Source organism: Calothrix sp. NIES-2100 (assembly GCF_963875285.1).
Classification (GTDB): Bacteria; Cyanobacteriota; Cyanobacteriia; order Cyanobacteriales; family Nostocaceae; genus Aulosira.
On record NZ_CAWNLA010000001.1, the window covers coordinates 8,769,327 to 8,792,573 of the forward strand.

The 23,247-nt window shown below is 42.1% G+C and carries 19 protein-coding genes; 10 read left to right on the forward strand and 9 right to left on the reverse strand.

Features of this window, described 5'->3' with window-relative positions:
- Positions 1 to 130: 130 nt before the first annotated feature.
- Positions 131 to 1,033: a S1 RNA-binding domain-containing protein gene (locus AACU32_RS35800; RefSeq protein WP_096607010.1), complete on the reverse strand. Its 903-nt coding sequence runs from the start codon at positions 1,031 to 1,033 to the stop codon at positions 131 to 133.
- Positions 1,034 to 1,112: 79 nt separating this feature from the next.
- Complete coding sequence (locus tag AACU32_RS35805) at positions 1,113 to 1,853, reverse strand: dienelactone hydrolase family protein (RefSeq protein ID WP_096607011.1); 741 nt, start codon at positions 1,851 to 1,853, stop codon at positions 1,113 to 1,115.
- 178 nt (positions 1,854 to 2,031) lie between these two features.
- Between AACU32_RS35805 and AACU32_RS35810 the strand changes: the two genes are divergently transcribed.
- Both AACU32_RS35810 and AACU32_RS35815 read left to right on the forward strand, forming a co-directional pair.
- The gene (locus tag AACU32_RS35810) at positions 2,032 to 3,015 is read left to right on the forward strand and encodes a GntR family transcriptional regulator (protein ID WP_096607012.1); all 984 of its coding nucleotides are present in this window, start codon (positions 2,032 to 2,034) and stop codon (positions 3,013 to 3,015) included.
- A 74-nt stretch (positions 3,016 to 3,089) separates the two neighbouring features.
- Positions 3,090 to 3,677: a Uma2 family endonuclease gene (locus AACU32_RS35815; protein ID WP_096607013.1), complete on the forward strand. Its 588-nt coding sequence runs from the start codon at positions 3,090 to 3,092 to the stop codon at positions 3,675 to 3,677.
- Between the two features lie 1,063 nt (positions 3,678 to 4,740).
- Here the strand turns inward: AACU32_RS35815 and AACU32_RS35820 are convergent.
- The 4 genes from AACU32_RS35820 to tig all read right to left on the reverse strand — a co-directional run bounded on the left by AACU32_RS35820 (position 4,741) and on the right by tig (position 9,565).
- Positions 4,741 to 5,658: an alpha/beta fold hydrolase gene (locus AACU32_RS35820; protein ID WP_096607014.1), complete on the reverse strand. Its 918-nt coding sequence runs from the start codon at positions 5,656 to 5,658 to the stop codon at positions 4,741 to 4,743.
- A gap of 110 nt (positions 5,659 to 5,768) precedes the next feature.
- Entirely contained in the window at positions 5,769 to 7,112 is a 1,344-nt protein-coding gene (clpX, locus tag AACU32_RS35825) for an ATP-dependent protease ATP-binding subunit ClpX (RefSeq protein WP_096607015.1), read from the reverse strand.
- 9 nt (positions 7,113 to 7,121) lie between these two features.
- Entirely contained in the window at positions 7,122 to 7,820 is a 699-nt protein-coding gene (clpP, locus tag AACU32_RS35830; protein ID WP_096607016.1) for an ATP-dependent Clp endopeptidase proteolytic subunit ClpP, read from the reverse strand.
- A gap of 326 nt (positions 7,821 to 8,146) precedes the next feature.
- Entirely contained in the window at positions 8,147 to 9,565 is a 1,419-nt protein-coding gene (tig, locus tag AACU32_RS35835; RefSeq protein WP_096607017.1) for a trigger factor, read from the reverse strand.
- A gap of 942 nt (positions 9,566 to 10,507) precedes the next feature.
- Here tig and AACU32_RS35840 point away from each other — a divergent pair.
- From AACU32_RS35840 to AACU32_RS35855, 4 genes are all read left to right on the forward strand, one after another.
- The gene (locus tag AACU32_RS35840) at positions 10,508 to 11,545 is read left to right on the forward strand and encodes an aspartate-semialdehyde dehydrogenase (protein ID WP_096607018.1); all 1,038 of its coding nucleotides are present in this window, start codon (positions 10,508 to 10,510) and stop codon (positions 11,543 to 11,545) included.
- Between the two features lie 125 nt (positions 11,546 to 11,670).
- A complete protein-coding gene (dapA, locus tag AACU32_RS35845; protein ID WP_096607019.1) occupies positions 11,671 to 12,555 on the forward strand; it encodes a 4-hydroxy-tetrahydrodipicolinate synthase in 885 nt (294 codons plus the stop codon).
- A 284-nt stretch (positions 12,556 to 12,839) separates the two neighbouring features.
- Positions 12,840 to 14,612: a ribonuclease J gene (locus AACU32_RS35850; protein ID WP_096607020.1), complete on the forward strand. Its 1,773-nt coding sequence runs from the start codon at positions 12,840 to 12,842 to the stop codon at positions 14,610 to 14,612.
- Positions 14,613 to 14,800: 188 nt separating this feature from the next.
- Entirely contained in the window at positions 14,801 to 15,196 is a 396-nt protein-coding gene (locus AACU32_RS35855; RefSeq protein ID WP_096607021.1) for a hypothetical protein, read from the forward strand.
- Positions 15,197 to 15,329: 133 nt separating this feature from the next.
- Here the strand turns inward: AACU32_RS35855 and AACU32_RS35860 are convergent, their stop codons facing one another.
- On the reverse strand, positions 15,330 to 16,367 hold the full coding sequence (locus tag AACU32_RS35860; protein ID WP_096607022.1) for a hypothetical protein: 1,038 nt from the start codon (positions 16,365 to 16,367) through the stop codon (positions 15,330 to 15,332).
- Between the two features lie 65 nt (positions 16,368 to 16,432).
- Positions 16,433 to 17,629 carry an anion transporter gene (locus AACU32_RS35865; RefSeq protein ID WP_096607023.1) on the reverse strand — a complete coding sequence of 399 codons (1,197 nt, stop codon included), beginning with the start codon at positions 17,627 to 17,629 and terminating at the stop codon, positions 16,433 to 16,435.
- A 721-nt stretch (positions 17,630 to 18,350) separates the two neighbouring features.
- Between AACU32_RS35865 and AACU32_RS35870 the strand changes: the two genes are divergently transcribed.
- Positions 18,351 to 18,728: a Mo-dependent nitrogenase C-terminal domain-containing protein gene (locus AACU32_RS35870; protein WP_096607024.1), complete on the forward strand. Its 378-nt coding sequence runs from the start codon at positions 18,351 to 18,353 to the stop codon at positions 18,726 to 18,728.
- A gap of 124 nt (positions 18,729 to 18,852) precedes the next feature.
- Here AACU32_RS35870 and AACU32_RS35875 read toward each other — a convergent pair whose 3' ends face one another.
- Positions 18,853 to 20,853 (reverse strand): caspase family protein, encoded by a 2,001-nt coding sequence (locus AACU32_RS35875; RefSeq protein ID WP_096607025.1) that lies wholly within the window; start codon positions 20,851 to 20,853, stop codon positions 18,853 to 18,855.
- Between the two features lie 193 nt (positions 20,854 to 21,046).
- Here AACU32_RS35875 and AACU32_RS35880 point away from each other — a divergent pair, with 193 nt between their 5' ends.
- The 3 genes from AACU32_RS35880 to AACU32_RS35890 all read left to right on the forward strand — a co-directional run bounded on the left by AACU32_RS35880 (position 21,047) and on the right by AACU32_RS35890 (position 23,153).
- Positions 21,047 to 21,616 (forward strand): hypothetical protein, encoded by a 570-nt coding sequence (locus tag AACU32_RS35880; protein ID WP_096607026.1) that lies wholly within the window; start codon positions 21,047 to 21,049, stop codon positions 21,614 to 21,616.
- A gap of 472 nt (positions 21,617 to 22,088) precedes the next feature.
- A complete protein-coding gene (gene rpmF / locus AACU32_RS35885; RefSeq protein ID WP_096607027.1) occupies positions 22,089 to 22,265 on the forward strand; it encodes a 50S ribosomal protein L32 in 177 nt (58 codons plus the stop codon).
- A gap of 294 nt (positions 22,266 to 22,559) precedes the next feature.
- Complete coding sequence (locus tag AACU32_RS35890) at positions 22,560 to 23,153, forward strand: sulfite oxidase-like oxidoreductase (RefSeq protein ID WP_096607028.1); 594 nt, start codon at positions 22,560 to 22,562, stop codon at positions 23,151 to 23,153.
- Positions 23,154 to 23,247: the final 94 nt, after the last annotated feature.

Genomic DNA, 23,247 nt, shown 5'->3' on the forward strand with positions numbered 1-23,247 from the left:
ATTATCTTCTTCGTTAGTCTGCTATTGCCATTATAGAGCGTTAATACAAAGACGCTTTCTTACCACCGCAAAAGTAATTAGTAAGAAAAGCGTCTGATGAGTAAAAATTAATAGTCGTGGCGTGTCTACGCTATTGGTCAGCTTTTTGACTAGCACGATTAGCACGCGCTTCCGCTGAAGCCATGACTTCATCCATATTTTCTAAAACTTCACCGGGGAAATTTTCCAAAACTCTGGTGGAAAGTGCAACCCGGCCTTTACCTTCATCTAAGTCAATAATCACAGCTTTAATCGGCTGACCAATTTGAAACACTTTATCCAGAGACTCAATAAATTTTTGGGTGACTTGCTTAATATGCAGTAAAGCACTGACACCATCTAAATCTACAAATACACCAAAAGGTTTAATGCCAGTAACTTTACCTGACACTAATTGACCTAGTTCTAACAAGCTAAAGCTACTAGAACGAGTCGCCAAACGCTGGGAAAGTATCAGCTTTTTGTTATTGCGGTCTACTTCCAAAAAGCCGACAGTGAGAGTTTGACCTTTGAGTGCTTCTAAATTATCACGCTCAATCAAGTGCGATCGCGGAATGAATCCCCGCAAAGATTGAATCTCTACGGTGACACCACCTTTATTTACCCCCGTCACCCGCACTGGTACAGTTTGGGAATTTTCTTGCATTTGCGCTAGTTTTTCCCAGATATGCTGAATTTCTAATTGTTTCCGCGAAAGCGTGACTTGACCTTCTGCATCCTGCTCGCGGATAATTAAAAATTCCAGTTCCTCTTGCATTGGCAAAACTTCAGACAAATCGGTAACTGCTCTCAAAGAAGCCTCATCACGGGGAATAAAAGCCGACGATTTGCCACCAATATCAACATAAGCCCCATCATGGTCAAGTTGGAAAACTTTACCATGCACTATTTGTCCTTTTTGAAACTGGTAATCGTGTTTTTCCAGTGCTTTGGCAAAATCGTCCATTGTAAATGGCGAATTGGCTGTTTGAGAACGTTTCGATTCGGAATTCATGACTTTTGAAGATAATTATTGTTAATTTTCAATAATCAGTTGTTTTCGACTAACCACTGACTACTGACGGCGGAGGTTTTTAGGCCAGTTGACCAAAGAGTTGTTTTACCTGCTCCCAAGCATCGGCGGCAACTTTAGGATTATAACTGGCGCGACGGTCGCAGAAAAATCCGTGATCAGCTCCATCGTAGCGAAAGACACGGTGCGGAATTTTGTATTTTTCTAACGCTGTTTCAATTTCATCTACCTGTTCAACGGGAATGCTGGCATCTTCTAGACCAAAAAAGGCGTAAAGCGTACCTTTAATATCTCTGGTACGGGTCACAGTGGGGTCACCACCCCCTGGTGTACGGGTAGTAATTCCTGCACCATAAAAGGAAGCACTGGCTTTGATATCTGGTAGGGTAGCAGCAAGATATGCTACATGACCACCAAAACAGAAGCCGATACAGCCAAAGCTATCTTGTTTGACTTTGGGGAGGGTTTTGGTGTAATTGATCGCACTTTGAATATCGCTCAATAACTCAGAGGCTTTGGTTTGCATTGCATAGCCTCTACCAATTTCGATATCTTCAGAAGTATAGCCAGTTTCAAAGCCCGGTGCTTGACGTTGGAACAGTGCAGGTGCGATCGCCACATAACCCAGCTTGGCGATTCTTTCTGTGACATCGCGAATATGATCGTTAACACCAAAAATCTCCTGCAAGACTACAATTGCTGGGTAAGAGCCTGATGCTTGTGGCTGTGCTAAGTAAGCTACCATTGAAAAATTATCTTGCGAAATTTGAACCGTTGTGGTGTCGATTGCTTGCTCTGTCATAATAGTTTTTACCAGGGTTGCGTGTTTATTTGATATAACTATGCCAGTATCTCAAAGCTTAGAACCATCAGATTATCTATTAACAAAAGTCGGTACACCAGAGATTTTCCCTAGAGAAATTCCAAGTAGCAGATACAGCTGGTAACATGCCGCTATTAGCACTCTTGGAGGTTTGGTGATGATTCAATTCCGTATTCAGCCAGACAGTGAAATTCCCGCATCAACCCAGCTGTTTAATCAAATCCGGTTTGCGATCGCTTCCCGGCAATATCCACCAGGGTATAAATTACCAAGCACGCGGGCACTGGCTATGCAAACAGGTTTACACCGTAATACGATCAGCAAGGTTTATCGTCAGTTAGAAGAAGATGGATTTGTTGAAAGTCTAGCAGGTTCAGGGATTTATGTCCGCGCTCAAGGTCATGAGGGCGGTAGCAGACTGCAATCACCGATTCTTAAACAACATCCCGAAGCAGACAAAGTTGTCCAGCAAGCACTTGATGAGCTACTTTCCCAAGGATGTTCGCTTTCTGAGGCGCGGGAGCTATTTTTAGCAGAAATAGATTGGCGCTTGCGTTGCAGCGCCCAGGTGCTAGTGGCTGTCCCATCCTATGATATGGGTGCAGGCGAGTTGATGGTCTATGAATTAGAAAAAGCGCTGCAAATACCGATCCAGTTGATACCAATGGAAGAATTAGCATCTGTACTAGATAAAACTTCCTCTGCGACAGTAGTCACTAGTCGGTATTTTATTGGCGAGGTAGAAGAAATCGCTTCCCCAAAAGCTGTAAGGGTAATTCCTCTGGATATTTACGATTATTCAAAAGAACTCAACCTGCTGAAAACTTTACCCAAAGAAAACTGTGTCGGTATAGTTAGCCTGAGTTCGGGAATAGCCCGCGCCGCCGAAGTCATTCTCCACGGCTTGCGGGGAGATGAACTACTGGTGATGACTACCCAACCAAAAGATGCATACAAACTTCAGGCGATCGTCAAGCGGGCTGAAGTAATTATCAGCGATCAAGCCAGTTATACAGCAGTGCAAGCTGCGGTACATGCTGCTGCGGAAGATATTATTCGTCCGCCCAAGTTGATTAAGGTTGATAATTATATTGGTGCTAAGTCGATTAATTTATTGAAACGAGAATTGGGTTTGAGTTAATTCCTATCTCTGTGTCTTTGTGGTTTTTTCTCACGCAAAGGCGCAGAGGTGCCCAGAGGAGGAAAGCGATCGCTATGACCGCAGTCACCAAGAAACTGACTTTTGCAGAGTATCTCAATTATAAGGATGGTACGGATACCCAATACGAATTAGTTGATGGAGAATTAATCCCCATGAGTCTTGGTACTGGTAAACATGGCGGAATTTCCAAGTTTTTAGAGCGCACCTTCGATGACGAAAGTGCCAAAATGGGGAGGAATTGGACAGCACAAAAGTTTGCTGTCGGGATTCGTTCGCCACGCGGGGGACGCTGGGACACCTCACGCATACCAGATGTGGTAGTTTTACCAACAGAGCAGTGGGAAGCACTCTTCAACCGGGAAGCAATCATCGAACTCAACGAACCTCCCCCGATACTTGTTGTGGAAGTCGTGAGTGAATCTACTCAAACCACAGATTACCGCAGCAAGCGTTCCGAGTATGCTGTTCTGGAAATTCCTGAATATTGGATTGTCGATCCGATTCAAGAGGTAGTAACTATATGTACCTTAGTAGAAGGATTTTATGATGCGATCGCTTTCCGAAACCACGAACGCATCATCTCTCCTACTTTCCCAAACTTGGATTTGAGTGCTGAACGAGTTCTGGCTGGACGATATTAAGGTTGTGATAATTAAATTATCAACTATTTGGAGGTGTGGCGATGGCTTCACCATTTCTGGGGATGAACCAACTTATGATTCAAAACACAGCTATTTTCAGGTAAATTGACCACATTTGCCGTAGGGGCACAGCACGGCTCATTGGTGTCAACTTAAGTTAAAAGGCTTATCCCACAGGCATTTTACCCCACCCCTCAATCCCCTCCCCGTTTACGGGGAGGGGAGGTTTTGCGTCAGCAAAGCCGGGGTGGGGTGACGCGGATCATGATGTTAAGTGAGAGAATTCGCTCATCACGTCTTGGTAAGGGTTTCACGTTAAGTTGACACGTATGAGCACGGCTGTGCCCTGAGAGTGTGGTTCAACTAGGCGAAAACTGCTGTAAAGTTCCTGCAGAACGGAAAAAATTAAGGAGCGGTTTCAATCCCTAATAGGGATTAAGTGAAATTTCAACGTAGAAGTTCAATAGGTTAAATATGAATGAAATAGTTTCAATCCCTAATAGGGATTAAGTGAAATTTCAACGTAGAAGTTCAATAGGTTAAATATGAATGAAATAGTTTCAATCCCTAATAGGGATTAAGTGAAATTTCAACACATTTTTAGCAATAGAAACTATATACCTAATAAGTTTCAATCCCTAATAGGGATTACGTGAAATTTCAACATTGAATATTGGCTCGTTCACGATATAGATAAGTTTCAATCCCTAATAGGGATTACGTGAAATTTCAACCAGAAACTTATGAAGCAGTGAAGAGATTTGAGCAAAGTTTCAATCCCTAATAGGGATTAAATGAAATTTCAACTGCGGCAGCCTGAAAGTCAAGTAATATAAGGTTGTCAAATTTATGGTGCGCGGATAGGTAAATAATAACATCAGCAATAGAGAAAAAGCAAAACCAAAATCGCTGAAAGTGAGTCTGTGTAAGGCGCGCGGGTGGTTTAACAGCAATTAATCTTTGAAAGTCTTACAGTTGAGGAGTCTCAGGCATTTTTGTATAAACCCCATTTTCAACACCTACCCATCCGCGCATTCTAGAAACAAAATAGTCAGATTTGACATCAACTTTCATCAACTGTTGTGGGAAGTTGCAAAAACTCCCGCACCCGCTGTAGGTAAGTGGACGCATCTTCTAACATTGGGAAATGAGCTGTATTTGCAAGCATGGCAAATTCAACATTATCATTCATCGCTGCGGCTTGCCGCCCCATTGCAGCGGGAATAATCTTGTCATACTCTCCCGCAACTAACAGTACTGGTACTGTTAGTTTAGCAAACTCTTGCGGCATTACTTCCGATTGCGCCTTGCTTACAGAAGTAAAAATTGTACCTAAAGCCGCATCATAATCAGCTTCCAGAAAATCTTGCAAAAAAGCCTGTCGCTCGGCTTTTGGTATGGGGCGATGCAAAAATCTCGCCATAAACATCCGGTCTACAAATGGTATTTTACTTAACCAGTTAGGACGGAATTTGACTACGTAGCCGCCGAATTTATGAAAAGCTGCAAAGGCTTTTTCGTCGTACTCAAAAATTCCGCTACAAGTCAAAATTAACAGTTCGACTTTTTGGGGATAGCGGTTGGTAAACAGTGTTGCAATGGACGCGCCCATCGAGTGAGCATTTATATAAACACGCTGAAGCTGCAATTGATCTAGCAACGCAGCCAAGTCATCGGCGTATTCTTCTAATTCATATGTTAATTCTTGGATTGCTGCTACTTCTTGTGCAAGCGATCGCGATTCCGCAACAGATTCACTGGCTTGGACTATACTTGGTTTACCAGCAGAACGCCCAAAGCCTCGTAAATCATAAAGTAAACAATCAAATTGATCTACTAAAGCATTAGCTGTACTTCGCCAGTACCTAGCCGAACCAGCCCAACCGTGGATGAAAACCATCACTGGCTTTACCCAGGAATTAGATGGTTTTCTCACCCACTCGTAGTAATGCTCAACACCACGAACATTAATGTAAGGCATTGGTCATTTGTCCTTTGTCATTGGTCATTGGTCATTAGTCATTTGTTTTTTATTATTGATTATTTTTTGGTACTAAAAACTCTTGACTTTTGACTTTTGACTTTTGACTCTTATGCTGATTCTGGTTTCGGTAGGGAAGAGGGATGTACTAAAAGTTCGGCAGTGGAACGCTTCTCAACCATTTCTCTTGTAACTGTACAGCGAGTTACGTCTTTACGAGAGGGTAACTCATACATGACATCCAACATCAGTTCCTCGACAATGCCCCGTAATGCTCTAGCTCCAGTTTTGCGGCGGTAGGCTTCTTGAGCGATCGCTCGCAAGGCATCTGGTTTAAAGTCTAATTGGACATTATCCATCTTCAGGAGTTTTTGGTACTGCTTGACTAAGGCGCTGCGTGGTTGGGTGAGAATCGCCATCAACGCTTCTTCATCTAGGGGATCTACCACGGCTACCATTGGTATCCGCCCGATAAATTCGGGAATCATGCCAAATTTTACCAAATCATCCGGTTCTAGATAGCGGAGCGTATCTGCTGCCCGTTTTTCTTTTGTTTGTCCTTCTCCAGGTTGTACAAAGCCTATTGACTTTTTACCCACTCTCTGATCCACAACCTTCTCTAAACCAACGAAGGCTCCGCCACAAACAAACAGGATATTGCTGGTATCAATCTGGATACAGTCTTGATAGGGATGCTTACGGCCGCCTTGGGGTGGTACGTTAGCGATCGTCCCCTCTAGCATTTTCAGCAAAGCTTGCTGTACACCTTCGCCTGAGACATCGCGTGTAATTGAGGGATTCTCACTCTTTCGCGCAATTTTGTCAATTTCGTCGATGTAGATAATTCCCCGTTGGGCTTCTTCGACATCCAAATCTGCCACCTGCAACAGTCGCAGCAAGATGTTTTCCACATCTTCGCCCACATACCCAGCTTCTGTTAAAGTTGTGGCATCAGCAACAGCAAAGGGGACATCGAGTATTTTCGCTAGGGTTTGCGCCAAGAGTGTTTTGCCACAGCCAGTAGGGCCAATTAACAAAATATTCGACTTTTGCAGTTCTACAGCATCTTCTGTCCCCGGCTTACCACTGGCCTTAGACTGAACTATTGCCAACCGCTTATAGTGATTGTAGACTGCCACTGACAGAACTTTCTTCGCTTCGTCTTGACCAATGACGTGTTCGTCTAGATACTTTTTAATCTCTCTAGGCTTAGGTATTTGGTTAAACGAAAGACTGGAAGAGCGGGTACGGCGTTTCTGAGGAGGCTCAGACTTTGGTGCTGGTTGCGTCGCTGCGGCACCATTGGTGTCAAGCAATTCCTCATCAAGTATTTCATTACACAAGTCAACGCATTCATCGCAGATGTAGACTCCCGGCCCTGCGATTAATTTACGCACCTGCTCTTGAGACTTGCCACAAAACGAACATTTTAAATGGGAGTCGTACTTAGACATACCAGCCTCTTATTTCAGAATGGTGACGTTTTCCCCTGGTGTGGGAATATTTTGTCTGGAAATGACTTGGTCAATCAAACCGTAGGTCTTCGCTTCTTCTGCCGACATGAAAAAGTCGCGTTCTGTATCTGCTTCAATTCTTTCTAAGGATTGACCAGTATGCTGAGACAGTAACTGATTCAACTTACCCTTAATGTAAAGAATTTCTCTGGCTTGAATTTCTATGTCAATTGCTTGCCCTTGAGCTCCACCAAGTGGTTGGTGAATCATAATCCGAGAATCGGGTAAAGACATACGCTTACCCTGAGTCCCTGATGTCAGCAAAAATGCCCCCATGCTTGCGGCTAATCCGAAACAGATAGTAACAACATCGGGACGGATTTGTTGTATTGTATCATAGATTGCCATCCCTGCGTAGACCGAACCACCAGGAGAATTTATGTATAGCTGAATGTCCTTTTCAGAGTCTTCAGCATCCAGGAATAATAATTGAGCAACAATCGAATTGGCAACTGCATCATCGATTGGTGTTCCCAAAAAGATAATCCGCTCTCTGAGCAGGCGGGAGTAGATGTCGAATGCCCTTTCTCCCATACCAGATTGTTCTACAACCATCGGTACGATGTTGTTGGGGCCGCTCAAGTGAGAATTAATATTCATTCGACTTAAGCTGCTAATTGGGTAATTTCCCGACTGCGATAAAAGCATAAAAAAACATTTGACAACTAAGTGGGACAAACATCAAAGCAGCAATACACTGCCTCTTTCACTAATTTAGATTTTTATTTGCGCTATGTGTTAACCATTATGCCTCATCTAAATTTTTATCGTGTAACCCAGTATCTCGCCAAGATAGTTACAGATGTGGTGATTTCTTTAACATTTGTTAACCATTCTAGCGGGAAAATTAGATATGGGGTGTGGGGCATGGGGCATGGGGCATGGGGCATTGGGCATTGTGGGAGGGGGAGATGGGGAAGAAAACTCCTTTCTCCTCCTTGTCCCCCTTGTCACCCCTGCTCCCCTGCTATTCCCTATTCCCCTTCAGTTGCAGCCGCTTCGCCACTTTCTGCGGCGTTTTCTGGGGACGATTCTGCTTCTGCTTCCTCGTCTGGGGTACTCAAAGAGCCTTCGGGCACAAGTTCAACTGATGAGTGTTCTAAGAGCCAATCGACAATTTTTTCGGTTGTGAGGTCATTTTCCACTACTGAGCGCAGTCTATCTTGATCTACATCGTCGTCTTGGTACTGCTGGATTAACTCTGTGACTCTAGCTTGTATTTCTTCTTCTGTCACCTGGATAGATTCACGTTTACTGACTTCCCGTAAGGCGAGGGAGCGTTGCAGGCGTTCAATTGCTTCATCGCGCGATCGCTCCCGTAACTGGGGAATAATATCTTGGGTAAATAATTTCCTGACATCCAGTCCCTGCTGCGACAGCCGAATTGCTGTTTGTGTCAGCATGGCATCTACTTCTTGGTCAATTAAAGTAGCTGGTAAGTCAACTTTTACATACTTGAGTAGTTCCGCTAATAAGGCTTCTTGTTTATTAGCTTTGGTTTTCTGTTCCGCTTCTTTTTGATAGCGCTCTTCTAAGGAAGCCCGCAATTCGGCTAAGGTTTCAAAGTCGCTGACTTCTTGGGCAAAGTCATCATCTAATTGGGGTAATTCTTTTTCCTTAAGTTCCTTAAGTGTCACGGTGAACACAGCTGGTTTACCTGCTAACTCTTCGTTGGCATAAGGATCTGGGAATTGGGCGGAAATTTCTTTGGTTTCCCCGGGATTCATGCCGACGATGCCAGTTACAAATCCGGGAATAAACTTATCTTCGTATAATTCCACCTGAAAATCAGTTGCTTCTCCTCCAGGAATGGGTGTTGGTTCGGCGGCTTCGTCTTCACCCTCAGCTTTTGCCAATACGCCTTGAAAATCTAAAACAGCGGTATCGCCAATTTGCGCTGCACGTCCTTCCACCGGAATCAAGGTCCCCAGTTTTTGGCGTTCCTGATCGAGAACTTCATCAACACGCTCTGGGCTATATTTGACTTCCTCGGCTTTGGCTTGTAAACCTGTATACTGGTCTATCTGGATTTCTGGTTCCACATCGACAGCAGCAGAAAAGATCAGCGGTTGCCCTGGTTGATAATTATTAATTAAGTCATCAAAGGAAGAGCGTAACTGTGGTTGCCCAATTGCTTTAATTTCTTCTTGTTTAACAGCTTTTTCTATGCCATCTTGAATTAGTTCTTCTAGGGCGGCTGCCTTGATGCGAGTTGTACCTAGGCGCTGTAGCAATATTTGCCGAGGCACTTTGCCTTTGCGAAACCCAGGAATATTGGCAGTACTGGCTAGGTTTTTAATTACCTGTTCGTAGGTTTGTTGGGTAATTTCCGGCGTAATCTCTATTTCCAGCCCTATTTGACTGGCGGGAAGTTTTTCCTGGGTGACTTTCATGCTTCGTTTCTGGTTTCTGGTATTTTTAACTCCGAGTACAGACACGCACGCGATCGCTCGCTGCTGTTCGTTGATGTCTCTTGGCTGCACAAGGCATTATATAATCCAAATCTGGATAAGTGCCCTTCTGACAAAGTTGAGGCAGTCCGTTGGCGGGGTTCGCCCGCTTAAAGGAACTGCCGTCTGATCTAAGGAAGCCTTAGCTCAGACTTTGCCCTTCAGCAGAGATCCAGTGTACTGCTAATGGCAAAAGACTGAACACTTTAGTGCAATAAGTTTACTGATCGCACCTCTACAGTCAATGACAATCAATGGTTCATCCTCACTCCCCGTCACTGTTGAATCATCCAAAACCAGAGATTATGTACTGATATTAGGGGTTGCACACTCCATGTCTGGGCACATAAGTGGATTTATGATTCAGAGGGCTAACAGCGTGATATCCTGGTCTTCAAGTAGGAATTTGCATTCCCAGTTGGGATTTATTGGCACTGACTGCACTGCTGCATAGCTCAGTTTATTGTTTTGCTGGTTTTCGTTCACTTGGATCATAGTACATCCATCATCTTGGCAGCACAATTTCACTCTCAAAATTGTTGACTTAGCTAGAAACTATGAAACTCGAACAACACCTAATGACAGAATTTTAATTCTTTCGCCGCTGATAAATTCGTTGTATAATAAGATAATTTAAATAAAAGTAACAAAATATGAATGTCAGCAAAAGAAAGTAAATTAAGGAAAAGTAAAACGGCACTAAAATTTATTAACAGCAAGAAAACTTAATAATGTCCCCAGGTAAAGCCAAAGACTAAATTAAAAGTAAATAAAAATTTATTTAATGTTAATGTTTACAACTACGATTCCCATAGTGAAATAAGTTTTGCATTTTTTGCATCGGTTCAATCAATCATAAATAACCTCTTAAAGGAGGAAGTAAGGTTGTCTAAATCCTATAGTGTAGCTATTCTGGGCGCGACTGGTGCTGTAGGCACCGAGTTGCTGGAATTACTGGAGAGCCGGAATTTCCCGGTAGCGAATTTAAAATTGTTAGCCTCCCAAAGGAGTGTGGGGCGGACGTTGCCCTTTAAAGGAGAAAATTTACCAATAGAGGCAGTGAGCGATCGCGCCTTTCTTGGTGTAGATATAGTACTGGCAAGTGCAGGTGGCTCGACATCAAAAGCTTGGGCAGCAAAAGCTGTAGAAAAAGGCGCAGTAGTAATTGACAACTCTAGTGCCTTCCGGATGCAAGAGGATGTACCATTGATAGTCCCAGAGGTAAATCCCCAAGCCGCAGCTGCTCATCAAGGCATCATTGCTAACCCCAACTGCACGACAATTTTAATGGCAGTAGCTTTATGGCCTTTACATCAGGTAAAACCAATCAAAAGGCTGGTGGTAGCAACCTACCAATCTGCCAGCGGTGCTGGAGCCAAAGCAATGGCAGAAGTGCAAACCCAAACCAGCGCCATCTTAGAAGGCAAAACCCCAGTCGCCGAAGTATTACCTTACCCGTTGGCATTTAATTTATTTCCCCATAATTCCCCATTAACCGATTGGGGATATTGTGAAGAAGAAATGAAAATGGTCAACGAAACCCGGAAAATATTTGGTGACCAACAAATAAGAATAACTGCCACTTGTGTGCGGGTTCCCGTACTTCGCGCCCACTCAGAAGCAGTTAATATAGAATTCGAGACCCCGTTTAGCCCAGATGAAGCTAGAGAAATTTTAAGTCACTCTCCTGGAGTTAAGTTGGTAGAAGATTGGCAGGCAAATCATTTCCCCATGCCAATTGAAGCCACTGGTCGAGATGAAGTTTTAGTAGGAAGAATTCGTCAAGACATTTCTCATCCTTGTGGCTTAGAACTGTGGCTATGTGGCGATCAAATCCGTAAAGGTGCAGCATTAAACGCAGTCCAAATTGCTGAGTTATTAGTAGAGAAAAATCTACTAAAACCATTAGCTATTAGTCATTAGTCAATGGTCATTGGTCATTGGTCAATAGTCATGGGTTTTGGACAACCGACAACTGACAAAAATTATTAAAATAGAAAACCACCAAGTGACAAACAACAAAAAGGATAATCAGGAGTGAAAAAAGGGTGGGAGATTTTGGTAGAGTTGTAACCGCTATGATTACGCCGTTTAAAGAAGACGGCAGTGTCAACTATGATGTAGCGGCAGAACTAGCAGCACATCTAGCCGCTAACGGTACAGATACATTGGTGGTATGTGGTACAACAGGTGAATCCCCCACTCTCAGTTGGGAGGAGGAATATCAGCTGTTTGTGGAAGTGTTGCAGGCGGTAGCGGGAAAAGCCAAAGTGATCGCCGGCTGTGGTTCTAATTCCACCAAAGAAGCGATCGCCGCCACCCAAAAGGCAGCTAAAATAGGAGTACATGGTAGTTTACAAGTTGTTCCCTATTACAATAAACCGCCGCAAGCAGGACTTTATCAACATTTTCAGGCGATAGCACAAGGCTGTCCCGATTTACCTGTACTCTTGTACAACATTCCCGGTCGTACCGGTCAAAACCTTAGTTCCGAAACAGTTGCCCGGTTAGCGGAGATTGATAATATAGTTGGTATAAAAGAAGCTAGTGGAAGTTTAGACCAAGCGAGTGAAATTCGCCGCTTGACACCAAAAGAATTTCAGATTTACGCTGGAGATGATTCTTTAACCTTGCCTTTATTAGCGATCGGTGCCAAAGGCGTGGTAAGCGTAGCTTCTCATCTGGTAGGAAACCAACTACAGCAGATGATCCAATCCTTTAGTGTGGGGAAAATTGAGGTTGCGACCCAAATACATCTTCAGCTTTTTCCGCTGTTTAAAGCTTTATTTTTAACTACAAATCCCATTCCGGTGAAAACAGCACTAAAAATTCAAGGTTGGGAGGTAGGTTCAACTCGGCTACCACTATGCGAAGCCGAGCCTGAAGTCAGTCACAAGTTAGAGGTGGTTCTGAAAGAACTCAGTTTAATCTAAGAACGAGTTGAGTATTCGCAAGTTATAAGTTTCCAAAGATACATAATAAACAAGGAAAATACATAATTTATACCAGGGTACACTGGCAACTCCTGTGTTACGACTGAATAGCTAAACTATGAATCCTTCAGCGTAAAATCCCTTTTTATTGAACAAACAATAGAAAATCTGATTTAAACTAGGCTGCTTTGGGAATGGCTCGATCAGACAGCTAATGTTGTCTTTGATACAAGATGCTAACTTTATTAACTTAAATTAACCACAAACAACAATTCAAGGAGCAAATGGCTAAAAACGATACAAGCTCCGCCCTAAAAATTATTCCTTTGGGCGGATTACATGAAATTGGTAAAAATACCTGTGTTTTCGAGTACGACGATGAAATTGTTTTATTAGATGCAGGTTTAGCCTTTCCGACAGAGGCGATGCATGGTGTAAATATTGTCCTGCCAGATACGACTTATCTACGGGAAAACCGCCATAAAATTAAAGGCATGATCGTTACCCACGGTCATGAAGACCATATAGGCGGGATTGCATTTCACCTCAAACAGTTTGACATACCTGTAATTTACGGGCCGAGACTAGCAATGGCCATGCTAGAGGGGAAATTAGAAGAAGCAGGAGTACGCGATCGCACAGAGTTAAGATCAGTTTTACCCCGCGATGTCGTCAGAATTGGCAAATCCTTCTTTGTCGAATACATTCGCAACACCCACTCCATCGCTGATAGTTTTACCGTGGCGATTCATACGCCCATCGGTATAGTCATCCACACCGGAGATTTTAAAATCGACCACACCCCAGTGGATGGGGAAAGATTTGACTTACAACGGCTAGCAGAACATGGCGAAAAAGGCGTGCTTTGTCTGTTGAGTGATTCGACTAACTCAGAAGTACCCGGATTTACCCCTTCCGAACGTTCCGTCTATCCCAATCTTGACCGCGTATTCTCTCAAGCCACCGGGAGATTATTTGTCACGACATTTGCTTCCAGCGTCCATCGCATCAACATGATTTTGGAACTGGCGCAGAAACACAACCGCACAGTGACAGTTGTCGGACGTTCGATGCTAAATTTAATTGCCCACGCTCGCAATTTAGGTTACATCAAATGTCCAGACCATCTGCTGCAACCGTTGCACTCTGTTCGCGGTCTACCAGATGAGAAAGTGCTAATTCTCACCACTGGTTCTCAGGGGGAGACAATGGCAGCGATGACACGAATTGCTAACAAAGAACACCCCCACATTAAAATTCGTCAAGGCGATACAGTAGTCTTCTCCGCTAACCCGATTCCCGGAAATACCATCGCTGTTGTGAATACTATAGATAAATTGATGCTCCAAGGGGCAAACGTCGTCTATGGTCGCGAGAAAGGAATTCACGTTTCCGGTCACGGTTGTCAAGAAGACCAAAAGCTGATGATTGCTTTAACTCAACCGAAGTTTTTCGTACCATTTCACGGTGAACATCGGATGCTAGTGAAGCACTCGCAAACAGCACAGAGTATGGGTATTCCGCCAGAAAACATGGTGATTATCCAGAATGGCGATATCGTCGAATTGACAGAAAACTCGATTGGCGTTGCCGGGAAAGTGCCATCCGGAATAGAATTGGTAGATACTACTAGTTCTGGAATGGTTAGCGCTAAAGTATTGCAAGAACGCCAACGCATGGCTTCCGAAGGTATTGTCACCATCGCCGCCGCCATCGATTGGAGTGGTAAATTATTAGCGAAGCCAGAAATTCATCTGCGGGGTGTGGTAACAAGTATAGAGCGATCGCTTTTACAAAAATGGGTACAACAGCGAATTGAAGAAATTTTGGGCGTTCGTTGGTCAGAATTTACCCAACCCGGTGAAGGAGAGCAAACCGAAGTAGATTGGGGTGGTTTGCAAGGTATGTTAGAAAGAGAATTGCAACGCTCCATCCGTCGGGAACTGCAATGTCAACCGACTGTGACATTGTTAATGCAGATTCCTGATGAGCCACCTGTAAAAGTCAGTGATGGGAGAAGACGGCGGCCTAGGACAGCGGCTCAGGTAGCATCGTAAGGTATTGAGAATTAAAATTTAACGCAAAGACGCGAAGACGCAAAGTTATTTCTGAGTGTCTTTGCGTTTTGGCATGAGAGTTGAAGGAAATATCAATTAGGCTTAACCGAACTTTCTATTCTGATATCTCTACCAACGATACCAGAAAGTTTTCGCTACAGTAGAAAGCAGTATAGAAAAATAAATTTATGTTTAGCCAAAACAATATAATAAAACCAGAATTCTTCAGTGTGGCGGAGCTTTTTCAGAAGCAGAAACAGGAAAGACAGGAGAGGCTTCACAACGGAGTCAGGGAAGGTGATTTTTACGTCTACTTCCGGCGGGACAACCTAACTATTCAAATTGAGTGCAATGGTAGTCATTATTATGAAATTGATCTCGAACAGTGTAACAACTCTATTGATTTGCTAGACTGGATATTCCAGATTCACAGCAAAACTTGGGCTGAATCTAGTAGTTTATTAGATCTAATCCTGACGGTAGTTGATGATGCCTGCTATGCCGTGCATGGTAAAGATATACGAACGCTGTTTTTATCTAGTAAAACATTAGATTGGAATAACCCTAACTTTGTAAATGAATAAATAATTAGTTACAGTGAAGCCTCTGATAATTAAAGCAGAGGCTTTATTTTAAGTTAGTAGATTTAGTTTTATTTTATTATGCACTTGACAAACAAGTTTAAATAAACAATTTAACCACTATGTATAACACGAATTAGGTGGGAAAGGTTGAAGTAGTATTAATAATATACATATATTCAGATTTGTCAGTAATGTCAACAGGTTTTATTGTCTTCCATTCTACCCAAGTTAATTGCAATTTTTGTATAAAATTAATTTCTTCTATAAAATTATCTAAACTAAAACAAATTATTCTCATTTCTTTAATTACCTGTTTAGCATATTCTATTTTTTTTTCATTTCTTATTTTTATTGCTTCATGATCGGGATGTAGTTTCTCTCCTATAAATAAGTATTCTATTAAAGATGAAGGCGGTATAGTGAATTTTTCTACACCCAAATACTCGACCATAGATATAAATTCCTCTTCAAGTTTTTCTACGTCATAATTATCATCTGATACCAATAAAATTTCTTCGTAAATTTCTTTTAATATTGCATAACTTTCTTTCAAAACTGTATTTGATATATGTAACTCTTCAAGTTCTAGATATGAAATAGTTAAACCGATATAAGAAAAGTATGAAAGAATGTATAACTGATACAAAGATAATAAACCTTCATAATTATAAAAAACTTCTTCCAAAGCTTTTAATAATAAATTTTTAAATAACTCTTTTGATTTTTCAAAGATAGAAACTATATTAACAATTAATTGTTTTCTTAGTGGAATTTCATCTATAAGCATAGCTTTATTAAGCTGATTCAAAGCTCCTATAAGTTCGCTTTTAAAGCTTAAGTCAATTTTAGAATTAATATTATCTATTTTAAGTTCAATTCTTTGCAAATTACTTTCAATAGAAAGTAACCTATTATTTATATCATTTAATTTATTTAAAATTAAAGTAAAACCTACTACACTTACACCTAAATTTAAAATACTAGCAAGACTTCCTAATTCAGTTATACTCAATAAAGCTTTATCAATACAAAAACTAGTTTCTCTTAAGTGAGCTACTATGTTTCCACTGTTCGTTTCCCGAATAACACCACCAAAGCGTTGATATTGACTATTATTTAAACCTTCTTGAATCCAATCAGGAATATCAAATGTAATATTAAATGTATTCATGACTTTTTGACCTTTATTAGGTAAACTCGTGTTTCAACTATAGTCTATAGTATGAGTTTAAGTACCTAGTGAATCCACAGATAAGTTAGAAATAAAGTACACAATGTAAGCGGTACACCAAAGCGTAGATGCTCCCAGAAAGTGAGCTTGTAGCCTAAATTGGTAGCGGCTTCGACAACTATTAAGTTAGCAACTGAACCAAACAAAGTGAGATTACCTGCTAATGTAGATCCGGCTGCTAGTAATAGCCAATATTGAGTATTATCCTTGGGGATCAAAGGATGCAATAAAAGAACAGCCGGAACATTAGAAATTAAATTAGATAAGACAACAGTTACACTCAAAAAACTTGCAGAAGAATTGACTGCATGAGTAAATAGCTGCAATAAATTTAATTTTTCTGTGACTCGCGTCAGAATAAATAATCCCGAAAACATCACTAGCAAATTCCAATCGATTCTTTGGAGAATGCGCTGTGGTTTAATTCGCCGCGTAATTAATAACAAACTAGCAGCAACTAAAGTAGATTCCGCTAGAGGTAAGCCCATAGCAAAGGCGATAAGTAATCCTGTGGTGATGACTAATGTTTTATTAAATAAAGGTTTGTAAATCCGATGATTTCCCGCAACTAATTCCTGACAAGGTTGGGTGGAACGGACATCAGGATAAAGTAACCAGAGCAATCCTATCTGAATTACTAAACCAATTAAGGCGACTGGGGCGAGTGCGAAGAGAAAATCGAGGTAAGGAATACCTGAAAATGAACCAATTAAAATATTTTGGGGATTACCGCTCAAGGTGGCTACAGAACCTATATTAGTTGCACCTGCGATCGCTAGTAAATAAGGTATGGGATTTAAACCCAAGGCTTGAGTTAGTCCCAATGTCAGTGGTGTAAAAATTAACGCTATTGTGTCGTTGAGAAATAGGGCAGAGAGGATACCACTACCAAAGGTTAAAGCAATCAACAAGCCTAGAGGACTGCGGGTAATGCTCAAAAGTATGGAAAGCGATCGCCCAAAAAATCCTGCATAAGTGAGGTTGGCATTTATTACCATCATACTCAGCAAAAATACGATGGTATTGGCATCAATTGCTTGCCATGCTTCCGGCAATTTTACAGCACCCAAAGCAATTAAAAAAGCAGACCCCACTAGGGCGATAGTGGCACGGTTCATGCGTAACCCAGGAATGTAGCCCAATGCCAACCCCAGGTAAGTCAAGGCTAATACGCCATAGATTGCAAATTGCTGGAAAGTCACTCGCGTTACCTATGATTGAGGGGGTAGGGGGGCAGAGGGGGCAGGGGGGACAAGGGAAACAAGAAGGACAAGGGAGACAAGGAGGACAATTGAGCAATGCCCAATGCCCAATGCCCAATGCCCAATGCCCAATGCCCAATGCCCCATGCCCATTCCTTAGGGAACAAATCCTTTCGAGTAACAAGTCTAACAACGAGGAATCATTGCAGAAATTTTTTCCTTGTTTATTGACATATATCACAGCACATGATAGACATCTCCTGTCAAGCTAATATCAATTCCCCAAAATCTTGCTATACATTATTTACCGCGTCTTTACTTCCCTATAACCCTGTATCCGTTTAATTGTTACAACCTGGAAGCGAAACAATATCATGCATAAGCTGCCTGATATGTATAGAATTTAGCAGTTAGTCTTTGCACTCAGTGTTATACTATATAATTAAGTTTTGTAACAAATATTGTAAAATCAATCCAAAGATAGATGTCTTCACTAAAATCTTAACTATGTCAAGTTATGAACAAGATCGGTAGATCACACTTCCGATTCCAGGGAAATTGCGTTTAACTTGACGTAGTAATAAATGAGTTCTCACTGAAGTGGCTACGGATAACATCAGATTGCATCTAGAAGAGACAAGATTTTTCCGGGAATGGTAGTAGCCAGTATGTATATGTTCATCGTAAAGGTGAATACCCTCCATTAAATAGAGGAGTAACCATGAAGGTATTCGATAATACCACAAAAAGAATTTTTTTGGCAAGCTGGGTATCAATCAATCAAGCAGAAGCTACTAATACCCAACAAAACCAGCTGCCACGTTCTGCTACTAAGTCTTACTGTGATTTTCTCCAGCCCCTACGACAAAAAGTAGACAGGATTCAAGTCAGCGATCGCGAATTAGCACACCGCTTGTGTAAATTAATTCCTTCTCAGTGTCCTTTTGAGCGTGATGTCAAGTTATTTGGCAAAACCTTATTTCATATTCCGCCAATGTGTAAGCTAAATCCTTTATATGAGGAAGTAGTGGGCTTACGTTTCCGGGCGTTATGCTATCTAGCTGATGAATGTGGAGAGGATGTTTCTCAGTATTGCTAGTAAAGTGTGCTGAGTTGTGAGTTGCGAGTTATTATTCCTCAAATTTGAGACATTAAATAAAGAGTCCAGAATTTACAGCAAACTGCCATTGATTCTGGACTCTGGATTTTGGAATCTGGACTAATTATTTAATCCGCCTTACCTGCCATTTTTGAATGGCTTCTTGGGAATCTTCATAAGCAGAAGTCATTTCTGGTACTAAAGCCGCAGTTGCAATTGCTGCATTAAGTTCCCCTTGGACAGCGCGATTCTTCGCCATATCCAAAATCTTCTCACTCCATTGATTAATAGATTTTTGGGCTGTATCGAAGCCTGGTTGACCTGGTGGAACTTTCTTGGCGACTTCAATAGCACGATTATATGTAGATGCTTGTCCTGGTTTAATTAAGGCATTAGCCGCATCTAAAAGAGTTTTGTTACTGACATACTGCTTGGCTTCTAGCCGCCATTGGTTAATCAGTGCTTGTGCTTTGGGATAAAGTGGTTCGTCTTTAGTGATTAATTGCGCCGCTGCCACTGCACTGGCATACTGTTTTTGTTGAGCGCGACCTTCTGCCAAATCCAAAATCATCCGACTCCAGATTTTAATATCCTCTTGCGCTTGTTCGTAAAGCGGTTCACCCGATGAAATTTTCCGAGCAGTGGCGATCGCTAAACTTAAATCGCTGGCTTGAGTTTCCCTCAAAGACATTTTCGCTAGGTCTAACACAGCTTGATTCCGTTGTTGTGACTCGGAATTAACAACTGTTGGCGCGGTTGATGGTTTTGGGGGTTGAGTTGGTTGAGTTGGTGTAGTGGAATTGGAGACAGAGCGACTATTTGGTACATTATTCAGGTCTTTTGCCCGATTAGTCGCACTATTAGACGATGTGCTGAATACTTCAGCCGTTCTCAATCTGGTTTGATTGCGGAGAAAAACTACTGCAACTAAACCTAATATTAATAAGCTACCTCCTAGCCACCATAAAAGCTGCTTCCAGAATGAAGTTTTGACCTGAGTTGCAGGTGGTTGGGAGATAAAAGCTGAGGAAGAATCAGGAATAGACCGTTCTCCAGCAACTTCCTGCGCCGATGGGAGTACCTGGGGTGGCTGTGGAAAATTCCGTTCTGGGTGAAGAACTGGCCCAGAGGCTACATTAGCAGCTGAATTTTGGACGGGCTGACTCTGAGATTTTTCACTGACTGCTGTCAACTTTGGAGACTTCCCTTGTGGGGATTTGGGGCTAACAGTAGTTTCCATCCCTTGGAGTGGCTGTTGTCCGCCAGTTTTTTGGACTTTAGAGGCAGTTTTGGCAGAATTTGCGGCAATATTAGGTGCTGCACGCGCAACCGCAAAGGATTCTTCTGGAAAAATCACGGTTTCTGCTGCGCTTTGGGTTGGTGTAATCTTACTTCTCAATGGCGGTAAGATAATTTGCTGCTGGGATGGGATAACAGCGATCGGGTTTTGTTTTGGTCGCCAATGATGTTGACATAATTCTGGGGTGAGAACGCTCAGGTAGTTTTCTAAATCTCCCAGGCTACTACCACGACCAGAACGCAAAGCTTCTAACAACGCTGCGGTGAAGAATCCATGACCTAATTCCCGGCTTTCGTGGGAGAATTGCTCTGGTTGGCAAGAAAGAATTGTCGCCAATTGTAGCTCTTGGGCAAGTTCTAGAGTTTCCTGCCCAACGGGAGCATCCGCTTGCGTACCAAAAGCGCGGTTGATATCCAGTAGGAGCAATACATTCAGCCCAGTCAGTTGCAAACTTTGCATCAGCGATCGCAGTTCTATGCCAGTCTCCTCCACAAGATCGGGGTTACCCTCCACTGGCATTAAGTAATCTTGTCCCTTGTAGTTGATCCCATAGCCGCTAAAGAATAACCACAAATAATCTTGTGGTTGCCAAAATCCTGCTGCCAAATCCTCTAGTAAAAGAAGAATATTCTCCTTAGTGGGATATGTGGATTTATCTCCCATTGGCGGTGAAGTATCCGTCATCAGCAGACAGCGCCGGTTTGTAAAACCTGCCTCTTTAACCAAAAACTCTTGGAGTGCAAGAGCATCTGCTTGAGCGCAACTTAAAGGTTGAAATAAATGATATTGATTGATGCCAATAGTAATCGCCCAGTAATTTACCATCTCCTGTTTGTCGCTTCTTGTTTACCTAAAATTGCTGTTGGCTTTGCTGAAAAAACAAAGTTAACCTATGTCTTATAGTCTAGGAGATTCCTATCGAAATGAAGATTATATGTAATTTTTATTACATAAACTAGCCGGAAAATACTTGCACTCAATTTAAATTAGAGATTGTTCAGTCAGGAGTTAGAAAGTCATGAGTAGAAGTGTTGCTCATCAACCATCATCGATCATTTCCTTTTCAGTTATTAGCCAAATTGCCAGAAAAATCCGGATAGTTCAGTTAGCAGTTTTGCTTTTTTCTGCTGTTCCTGTATGGTTTGTGTGCGAAGCGATCGCCCCGCAGATTGTCAGAGCTTATACAGCTAGAGTAGATCTAGCGATTGATCGCCTACCGGAAGAAACTTACGAAACCGTACTCAGAAGGGCAGAAGCGGCAGCGAGAGCAGCAACGCAGAGGAGCTTCGATCAAGATATTTTAGTTACAGATGTTTCAGTAATTGTCACCGTACAAAGTCAGGGAGCGATCGCCCCAGTTTTAGCTTTAGAAGTGACTCGCCCGCAATGGCGTAATCGCCCCGATCCCCAGCGTTGGGCAAGTTATTTTAAGACAGCGCGATCGCTACTGTTTTCGGGACAAAATTCTGTAATCCCCAATCTAGGACAAAATCCTGTAGTTCCCAATCTAGGACAAAATGCTCTACCTCCCAATTCCGAACAAAATCCTGCAATCCCCAAACCAGATCAACCAGCTACTACCAAATAAGGGAACTCCAAAAAATAAATTATGCCAAATTGTAGGGGCGGGGTGACCCATTGGTGTCAACTTAAGTTAAAACGCTTATCCCACAAGTCTTTCACCCCACCCCTTAATCCCCTCCCCGTAAACTCTGAGGGGACGTTTTGGCTTTAGACAAAACTGGGGTGGGGTAACGCGGATCTTGATGTTAAGCGATTTAATTCAAAATCAAGCTTTGGCAAGGGTTTCATGTTAAGTTGACACGTATGGGGGTGACCCCGCCCCTACGAGTTGCGGGCTTGGTAAGTTAATGATTGGGATGTTTTTTTATTTGGAAGTCCCTAAGCATTGAAGAAAATGCTTAGGGACGCAGATGCGGAGAATGAAAATTTCTCTAAGTCTACCGCTCCTTGTCTGAATTCTCGACTGAGTTCTTGTTGTCAGTGTCAATGGATCGCTTAGAATAAAAAGGTTGTCAAGAATTGCGATATCCGCTATCATGGCTGTTCCTAAGAAGAAAACATCTAAGTCCAAAAGAGATAAGCGCCGAGCTACCTGGAGACATAAAGCTACTGTTGAAGCTCAAAAAGCTCTTTCCCTAGGCAAGTCGATTTTGACTGGACGCTCTACATTTGTCTACCCAGCTGCTGAAGACGAGGAAGCAGAAGACGAATAATAATGTCGGTAGTAAGAAAAGCACGAACAGCGCTGTTAAATTAGCGCTTTTTCGCTGCTTTTCTGAGGGCATTATCCATACATAGTTATAGTTAATTGGACAAGTTCCATTAACTATTGCATATGGCTGATGCTCAAGGAATTTATAAAAATTAAGGTATCTGTAGTTTCTGGATTTTTAGTACTTTGCGCAATTGCTATTTTGTCTCCTTTTGAGGGTAGCGCAGATGCTCAAATCCTTAGACAATCATCTCAAGAAAACCAATTATCTTGAAAAAGTGATTTTTCTAAGAATATGTTAGGAAAATTTTTTCAGAAACCAGAGCAACAAGAGAATGAACGGGTACCTCCTGGCCAATACCTGGCTAAGGGCTTCCCTGTTTTAACTTATGGTGAAACACCGCAAATAAGTACAGAAGAATGGGAATTCAAAGTTTGGGGTTTAGCAAAACCTGCCGCTTTTACTTGGGCAGATTTTATGGCTTTACCTCAATCTGAATTCACAGCAGATTTTCACTGTGTAACACGCTGGTCTAAACTCGATGTTAAGTGGACCGGGATTAAAGTTACAGACTTTATGAATTTGATCGAGGTAGATCCCCAAGCAGTTCATGTGATGGAACATTGCTATGGTGGCTACACTACTAATATCGCAATGGCAGATTTTCTCCGGGAAGAAAACTTCTTTGCTTTTAAACTATTTGGTGAACCTTTACCAGCAGAACATGGTGGGCCGATGCGGTTAGTTGTTCCCCATCTTTACGCTTGGAAAAGTGCCAAGTGGATTAATGGTTTACAGTTTCTCAATCGTGAAGAACTTGGTTTTTGGGAACGTAATGGTTACCACCAACGGGGTGAACCTTGGGCTGAGGAACGTTATAGTTACTAATAATTAATTACTAATTCGTAATTCGTAATTCGTAATTAAGAGGTTGTTTGAAAAGTAAAATCGATAGTTTTAGATACCCGACTTCTTTAAGAAG

What these genes read in the sequence shown, in the direction of transcription:
- AACU32_RS35800 (WP_096607010.1), bottom strand. Translation starts at nt 1,033, where the DNA reads ATGAATTCCGAATCGAAACGTTCTCAAACAGCCAATTCGCCATTTACA.
- AACU32_RS35805 (WP_096607011.1), bottom strand. Translation starts at nt 1,853, where the DNA reads ATGACAGAGCAAGCAATCGACACCACAACGGTTCAAATTTCGCAAGAT.
- AACU32_RS35810 (WP_096607012.1), top strand. Translation starts at nt 2,032, where the DNA reads ATGATTCAATTCCGTATTCAGCCAGACAGTGAAATTCCCGCATCAACC.
- AACU32_RS35815 (WP_096607013.1), top strand. Translation starts at nt 3,090, where the DNA reads ATGACCGCAGTCACCAAGAAACTGACTTTTGCAGAGTATCTCAATTAT.
- AACU32_RS35820 (WP_096607014.1), bottom strand. Translation starts at nt 5,658, where the DNA reads ATGCCTTACATTAATGTTCGTGGTGTTGAGCATTACTACGAGTGGGTG.
- clpX (WP_096607015.1), bottom strand. Translation starts at nt 7,112, where the DNA reads ATGTCTAAGTACGACTCCCATTTAAAATGTTCGTTTTGTGGCAAGTCT.
- clpP (WP_096607016.1), bottom strand. Translation starts at nt 7,820, where the DNA reads ATGCTTTTATCGCAGTCGGGAAATTACCCAATTAGCAGCTTAAGTCGA.
- tig (WP_096607017.1), bottom strand. Translation starts at nt 9,565, where the DNA reads ATGAAAGTCACCCAGGAAAAACTTCCCGCCAGTCAAATAGGGCTGGAA.
- AACU32_RS35850 (WP_096607020.1), top strand. Translation starts at nt 12,840, where the DNA reads ATGGCTAAAAACGATACAAGCTCCGCCCTAAAAATTATTCCTTTGGGC.
- AACU32_RS35855 (WP_096607021.1), top strand. Translation starts at nt 14,801, where the DNA reads ATGTTTAGCCAAAACAATATAATAAAACCAGAATTCTTCAGTGTGGCG.
- AACU32_RS35860 (WP_096607022.1), bottom strand. Translation starts at nt 16,367, where the DNA reads ATGAATACATTTAATATTACATTTGATATTCCTGATTGGATTCAAGAA.
- AACU32_RS35870 (WP_096607024.1), top strand. Translation starts at nt 18,351, where the DNA reads ATGAAGGTATTCGATAATACCACAAAAAGAATTTTTTTGGCAAGCTGG.
- AACU32_RS35875 (WP_096607025.1), bottom strand. Translation starts at nt 20,853, where the DNA reads ATGGTAAATTACTGGGCGATTACTATTGGCATCAATCAATATCATTTA.
- AACU32_RS35880 (WP_096607026.1), top strand. Translation starts at nt 21,047, where the DNA reads ATGAGTAGAAGTGTTGCTCATCAACCATCATCGATCATTTCCTTTTCA.
- rpmF (WP_096607027.1), top strand. Translation starts at nt 22,089, where the DNA reads ATGGCTGTTCCTAAGAAGAAAACATCTAAGTCCAAAAGAGATAAGCGC.
- AACU32_RS35890 (WP_096607028.1), top strand. Translation starts at nt 22,560, where the DNA reads ATGTTAGGAAAATTTTTTCAGAAACCAGAGCAACAAGAGAATGAACGG.